The 6,600-nt window shown below is 69.7% G+C and carries 6 protein-coding genes; 2 read left to right on the forward strand and 4 right to left on the reverse strand.

The genetic code is table 11. The annotated features are described in order from the left end of the window. Positions 1-21: 21 nt before the first annotated feature. Together fliP and fliO are read right to left on the reverse strand one after the other, a co-directional pair. On the reverse strand, positions 22-777 hold the full coding sequence (gene fliP, locus D466_RS0117845) for a flagellar type III secretion system pore protein FliP (RefSeq protein WP_018915068.1): 756 nt from the start codon (positions 775-777) through the stop codon (positions 22-24). Next, positions 777-1,157 (reverse strand): flagellar biosynthetic protein FliO, encoded by a 381-nt coding sequence (gene fliO, locus D466_RS0117850; protein WP_018915069.1) that lies wholly within the window; start codon positions 1,155-1,157, stop codon positions 777-779. Before fliO ends, fliP begins: the two co-directional genes overlap by 1 nt. 323 nt (positions 1,158-1,480) lie before the next feature. Here fliO and D466_RS0117855 point away from each other — a divergent pair, with 323 nt between their 5' ends. After that, positions 1,481-2,614, forward strand: a complete 1,134-nt coding sequence (locus D466_RS0117855) for a lytic transglycosylase domain-containing protein (RefSeq protein WP_018915070.1) — start codon at positions 1,481-1,483, stop codon at positions 2,612-2,614. Between the two features lie 33 nt (positions 2,615-2,647). Here the strand turns inward: D466_RS0117855 and D466_RS0117860 are convergent, their stop codons facing one another. Both D466_RS0117860 and D466_RS22260 read right to left on the reverse strand, forming a co-directional pair. After that, a complete protein-coding gene (locus D466_RS0117860; RefSeq protein WP_018915071.1) occupies positions 2,648-3,553 on the reverse strand; it encodes a DMT family transporter in 906 nt (301 codons plus the stop codon). A gap of 32 nt (positions 3,554-3,585) precedes the next feature. Beyond that, positions 3,586-5,088, reverse strand: coding sequence for a methyl-accepting chemotaxis protein (locus tag D466_RS22260; protein ID WP_018915072.1), 1,503 nt, complete (start codon positions 5,086-5,088; stop codon positions 3,586-3,588). Positions 5,089-5,496: 408 nt separating this feature from the next. Here D466_RS22260 and D466_RS0117870 point away from each other — a divergent pair, with 408 nt between their 5' ends. After that, the gene (locus D466_RS0117870) at positions 5,497-6,600 is read left to right on the forward strand and encodes an NAD(P)/FAD-dependent oxidoreductase (protein ID WP_018915073.1); all 1,104 of its coding nucleotides are present in this window, start codon (positions 5,497-5,499) and stop codon (positions 6,598-6,600) included.

Here is a 6,600-nt window from a genome sequence, read left to right on the forward strand (position 1 = left end):
CTCTCCTGCGAACTCTGCGCGTCAGCGCACGAAACTCTGCACCAGCGAGCCGATCACCAGATCCCATCCGTTGACCAGCACGAACAACATCAGCTTCAGCGGAAACGAAAGGGTCACCGGCGACAACATCATCATGCCCATGGACATCAACACCGCGGCCACCACCATGTCGATGATCAGGAACGGGATGAACACGACGAAGCCGATCTGGAAGGCCGTCTTGAGCTCGGAGGTGACGAAGGCCGGGATCAGCAGGGTCAAGGGCGTGTCCTGCGGGCTGGCCAGGGGCTTGTGCCCGGAGAGCTTCACGAACAGCGCCAGGTCGTCCTTGCGGGTCTGCGCCATCATGAACTTGCGCAGCGGCTGCGAGCCGGCCTGCAGGGCCTGGGTGAGGGACAGGGTGTTGTCCATCAAGGGCTTGACCGCCACGTCGTTGATCTGGTTGAACACCGGGCTCATCACGAACAGCGTGAGGAACAGCGACAGCCCCACGATCACCTGCGCCGGCGGCACCGTGGTGGTCCCCAGCGCCTGCTTGAGCAGCGACAGCACGATCACGATGCGCGTGAAGGCGGTCATCATCAGCAGCATGGCCGGCAGGAACACCAGCACGGTCATGAACAGCAGGGTCTGCAGGCTCAAGCTGTACTGGGTGCCGCCGCCCGCGGCAGGCGTGCTGGTCAGCGCCGGGAGCACCTGCGCATGCGCCAGGGCCGGCAGCGCCAGCAGCGCCGCTGCGGCCAGCAGCAGGCGCGGACGGAACGCGGAGAGGGTCATCACGGGCGGTCGGAAGAGGATGCGGACGACGATGCGGACGAAGATGCGGACACGGCCTTGCGCAGCCAGTCGGCGAAGGGCACGGGCGGCAGGCCGGTGCCCGGCGGCTTCGCCTCCAGCGCCTGGGGCAGCACGTGCAGGCAGCGCAGACCCTGGGCGCCGGCGCCCAGCAACAGCTGCTGCTCGCCCACCTGCACCAGCAAGACGCGTTCCCGCGGCGACAGTGCCAGCGAGGCCACCACGCGCAGGTCTGCGCGCCCGGCGCCCAGGCCCGGCTGCGCGCGCCTGAGCACGCGCAACAACAGGTAGAACACCACCAGCACCAGGCCCAGGCCGGCGAGCACGCGCAGCATCGAGGACCAGGACAGCGGATCGGACATGGCTGTAAAACCCTTTCGAGATGACGACTTCTTGACGATTTCCCCCGCGGCCGCGCCGGGGTCTTGACGGTACAAGGCCTTTCCGGCACTCCCGGCAGGGGCTTTGCCCGCCGCGGCGCGGCGCCACTCGGTACACTGGGAACCGTGGGTCGCGCGGGCACGCGCCTTGCGAGGGCTCCGGAGCGCGGCGGCAAGGCACACCGCTCCCCGGCGTCCACGCCCCTGCCGTGCAAGATCCGTGCAACCCTTGCGCGCGCCTCGCCATCCGTCCCCCGAAGCACGCTCCGAGTTCCGCCACCACCACCGCCGTCCCCTCTGCCCGCATGAGCCGCCCCGCCAACCCCGCCGCAGGCGTCAAGCTGCGCAGCGCGCCCCATTCGCCGGCGCGGCGCGGGGCGCTGCGCGGCGCCGGGGCGGTGCTGGCGGGCCTGGGCATGCCCGGCGCGCTGCTGGCCGTGGGCGGCTCCTCGCGGGCGGACGAGTCCCCCGCGCTGCGTTACGCCCATTCCGAGAAGGCCTTGCGCCTGGCCATGCAGCTGGCGCGCCAGACGGCGCTGCCGGTGGCCTGGCTGCGCGAGCAGATCGGGCGGGCCTATTTCCAGCCCCAGGTGGCGCGCCTGATCATCCCCGGGCGCCCGGAGCAGAAGAACTGGGGCCTGTACCGCAGCCATTTCATCGAAGCCACGCGCATCGCCGCCGGGGTGCGCTTCCTGCGCGCCAACGACGCCTGGCTGCAGGAAGGGCGCCAGCGCTTCGGCGTGCCCCCGGAGGTGGTGCTGGGCATCCTCGGCGTGGAAACCCTGTACGGGCGCAGCATGGGCGAATTCCCGGTGCTCGACAGCCTGGCCACGCTGTCGCTGGACTTCCCCGCGGCGGCGCCGAACGACCGCAGCGACTACTTCGCCTCCCAGCTCGGTGACTATTTCGTATGGTGCAACGCCGGTGGAACCGACCCCGCCAGCATCCGGGGTTCCTACGCCGGCGCCATCGGCATGCCCCAGTTCATGCCCGGCAACATCCTGCGCTGGGGCACCCGCTTCGACGGCGAGGGCTCGGTCGACCTGATCCACAACGCGCCCGATGCCATTGCCAGCGTGGGCAACTTCCTGGCCGGCCACGGCTGGGTGCGCGACATGCCGGCCTGGTTCCCGCTGCAGCTGCCCGACAAGCTCGAGCCGCGGGTGCTACAGCGCCTGCTCGAGCCGGACATCGTGCCCAGCTTTCGCGCCGCCGAGCTGCGCGCGGCCGGAATCTCGCTGCTGCCGCAGGTGCTCGACTACCCCGGCAAGCTGGCCGTGGTGCAGTTGCCCAACGCCAGCCGCGCGCCCGACTACGTGCTGGGCACCGACAATTTCTACGCCGTCACCCGCTACAACCACTCGGCCTTCTACGCGCTGGCCGTGCTGCAGCTGGGCCAGCGCATCCTGCTCGAAAGCCCGCCCGAGGAACAGGCCTGAAGCAGCGGCCCTGAGGGGGCGCGCCCGCCCGGTTCAGCGCGGCCGCCCGCGCAGCGCGACGTGGATGCCCGCGAAAATCAGCACCGCCCCCACCACGTGGTAGGCCTGGATGCGCTCGCCCAGGAAGGCATAGGCCAGCCCCGCGGCGAACACCGGAGCCAGGTTCCCGAAATACGAAGGCACCTGCGGGCCCACGCGTGACACCGCGGCCCCCCAGCAGGCATAGGCCAGCACCGACGCGAACAGCGCCACGTAGCCCACCGCCAGCACCACCGGCAGGCTCCAGTGCGTGACGTGGCCCAGGCCCCAGCGCTCCCAGGCGGCCAGCGGCGCGATGAACAAGGTGCCCCAAGCCACCTGCGCGGCCAGCAGCGACAGGCGCGGCAGGCGCACCGGGTGGCGCCGCAGGTCCCAGGTGTACAAGGCCCACAGGAACACGGCCAGCAGCATCAGCAGGTCGCCGCGCGCCAGGTGCAGCGCCGCCAGGCGTTGCGGATGCCCAGCGCTGACCACCACCGCCACCCCCGCCACCGACAGCGCGCTGCCCGTCCAGGCCGCCGCGCCGATGGCCTCGCCATACAGCGCGGCGCCCAGCAGGGTGACGAACACCGGCGCGGCCGAGGTGATCAGCGACACCTTCAGCGGCGTGGTGCTGTGCAGGGCCACGTACTGCAGCGAGTTGTAGCAGGCCACGCCCAGGAAACCCTGGCGCGCCAGCACCATCCAGTGCCGGCGCAGCAGCTCGCGCCCGCGCCACAGCCCGCCGGCCGCGAAGGGAAGCAAGGCCAGCAGGGCGAAGAACCAGCGGAAAAAGCTCAAGGCCAGCGGCGCGATCTGCCCCACCATCAGGCGCCCGACCACCGCGTTGCCCGCCCACAGCAGGGGCGGCAACGCAAGCATCGCCAGGGTGCCGGCGCTCAGGCGGGGAGAAGCATGCATGGAAAGCTCGGGGTCCGGACCAAAGCTTTCGATTATGCACTGAGCGCCAGCTTGAAGCCCTCCACGGTGCGCTGCAGCTCGGTGGCCTGCGAGGTCATCTGTTCCGAGGTCGCGGCCAGCTGTTCGGAGGCCGAAGCGTTCTGCTGCGTGGCCGCGCTGACCTGCGCGACCGCCTGGTTGATCTGCCGGATGCCCGTGGCCTGTTCGTCGCTGGCACCGTGAATCTCCTGGATCAGCGCCGAGGTCTTCAGGATGGCCGGCACCATCTCGCCCAGCAGCGTGCCCGCCGTCTCCGCCTGTTTCACCGAGGCCGAGGCCAGCTCACCGATCTCGCGCGCGGCCACCTGCGCGCGCTCGGCCAGCTTGCGCACCTCGGCGGCCACCACCGCGAAGCCCTTGCCGTGCTCGCCGGCGCGCGCCGCCTCGATGGCCGCGTTCAGCGCCAGCATGTTGGTCTGGTAGGCGATGTCGTCGATGATGGAAATGCGCTCGGCGATGGCCTGCATGTCGGCCACCGTGCGCCGCACCGCCTCGCCGCCCTGCTCCGCCTGCGCGGCGGCCGTCTTCGCCAGTTCGTTGGTGGCGCGGGCGTTGTCGGCGCTGCGCTGCACCATGGCGCTGGCCTGCTCCAGCGTGGCCGAGGTCTGCTCCACCGAGGCCGCCTGTTCCGAGGCCCCCTGTGACAGGGTCTGCGAAGTGCTGGAAACCTCGCGCGAGGCCATGGCCATCGAGGTCGCGGCCGTGCGCACCTCGCCGATGGTGCGGGTGAGCTGTCCGACCATGCGCGCCAGCGCGTCCAGCAAGCGCCCGGCCTCGTCGCGGCTGTCGGATTCGATGCGCAGGCTCAGGTCGCCGCGCGCCACGTGCTCGGCCACTTCCACCGACCGCGCCAGCGCGCGGGTGATGCGCCGCACCACCAGCCAGGTCGCCAGCCCCCCCACCAGCAGCGCGAACAACCCGGCGCCGATGCCCACCTCCCGCACCCGTTCGGCCGTGGCGCGCACCTGCACGTGCACCGCCTGGTCACGCGCCTGCTGGGCCTTCGTCATGTTCAGCAGGATGGCACGGATCTGGCGCCATTTGCCGGTTTCCTTCGCGTTGATCATGGCGATCGCCGAGGCCGGGTCGGTCTTCGCCAGTTGCACCACCTGCTGGCTGATGGCCACGTCCTCCTGCTGGAACCCGGCGATGCGCTCGAGTTCCTCGCGGTCGTCCGGGTACAGCGCCGCGCTGAGGCCGCGCGCGTCCTGCAAGGCCTGTTCGAAAGCGTGCTCGGCATCGAGCAGGGCCGGATAGGAATGGGTATTGGTCGGCAGCATCGCGAAATTGCGCAGGGCCTGCCCCGCCTGCAGTCCCTGGGCGTACATGGTCTGCACCGCGTTCGCGTAGGCCAGGTTGCCCCGCAGGTAGTCCCCGAAACTGGCCTGCAGGCTGGTCGTGCCGTACAGGCCCACCCCCAGCGCCGTGCCGAACAGCACGATGAGTGTCCCCGCGGCGATGCTCATCTGCACGCCGATTCGCAAATTCTTCAACATGGAGTCTCTCTGGGAAGTGGGCTGGAAACCGCGGGCCCCTGGGGCCTCTACTTAGGAGCCTGGGCGGCAGAGGCCGAGCCTGCTGCAATTCGCCAGGGCCGGTCCATTCCGGCGTCGACTCGTCGCCCATAGTGCCCACTATGGGCTCCTCGCCGCCCCCGAACTGTCCTCGCCCCTGACGAATTTCGCGACGGCTCCCTCTGCCGCCCAGGCTCCTGGGCATTTTCCCGAAGAAAATGTCTACGGTCAGTCCCGGAAATTGCAGTTGCACGCGAAACGGCACCACCCCGCCTGGCCGCGCCTTATACCCGCAGGCATCTAAGCCCATGAAAACACTGTTGTTGGGGTGGGAGTTTCCGGGGCCTAGGATCCGTGGCTGTTCTCTCCAGCCACGATCCCCGCGCCTCCATGGACCTGCACCTGCACCCCGCGATTCCCGAAGCCGCCGGCCAGCACGGCCAGCCGATCGAAACCGACGCCGTGATCGTGGGCGCCGGCCCGGTCGGGCTGTTCCAGGTGTTCGAGCTCGGGCTGCTGGAGATCAAGGCCCACGTCATCGACAGCCTGCCCCACCTGGGCGGCCAGTGCGTGGAGCTGTACCCCGACAAGCCCATCTACGACATCCCCGCCGTGCCGGTGTGCACCGGCCAGGAACTCACCGACAACCTGCTCAAGCAGATCGAGCCCTTCCACCCCACCTTCCACCTGGGGCAGGACGTCACCGAACTGCGCAGGCTCGACGACGGGCGCTTTTTCGTGGCCACCAGCAAGGCCACCCGCTTCGTCACCAAGACCGTGTTCATCGCCGCCGGCGTGGGCTCCTTCCAGCCGCGCCTGCTCAAGGTCGAGGGCCTCGAGCGCTTCGAGGGCTCGCAGCTGTTCTACCGCGTCAAGGACCCGGCCCCCTTCGCCGGCAGGAACCTGGTGGTGGTCGGCGGCGGCGACTCCGCGCTGGACTGGGCGCTGCACTTCGCCACCACCGACCAAGCCCAGCGCGCCGAAAGCGTGGTGCTGCTGCACCGCCGCGACGGCTTCCGCGCCGCGCCCAGCTCGGTGGCGCGCATGCGCGCGCTGTGCGAGCAGCACGAAATGCAGCTCCTGGTCGGCCAGGTCAGCGGCTTCGACGAGCGCGACGGCAAACTCAGCGAAATCAAGGTCACCGGCAACGACGGCATCACCCGCCGCCTGCCGCTGGACATGCTGCTGGTGTTCTTCGGCCTGAGCCCCAAGCTGGGCCCCATCGCCGACTGGGGCCTGGCCCTGGAGCGCAAGCAGATCGTGGTCGACACCGAGAAGTTCCAGACCAGCGTGCCCGGCATCTTCGCCGTCGGCGACATCAACACCTACCCCGGCAAGAAAAAGCTCATCCTCTCGGGCTTCCACGAAGCCGCGCTGGCCGCCTTCGGCGCCGCCCCCTACGTGTTCCCCGAGAAAAAAATCCACCTGCAGTACACCACCACCAGCCCCAAGCTGCACAAGGTGCTGGGCGTCGAAACCCCGGTGTTCGACTGA

The sequence above is a fragment of the Thiomonas sp. FB-6 genome (assembly GCF_000377645.1).
Classification (GTDB): domain Bacteria; phylum Pseudomonadota; class Gammaproteobacteria; order Burkholderiales; family Burkholderiaceae_C; genus Thiomonas_A.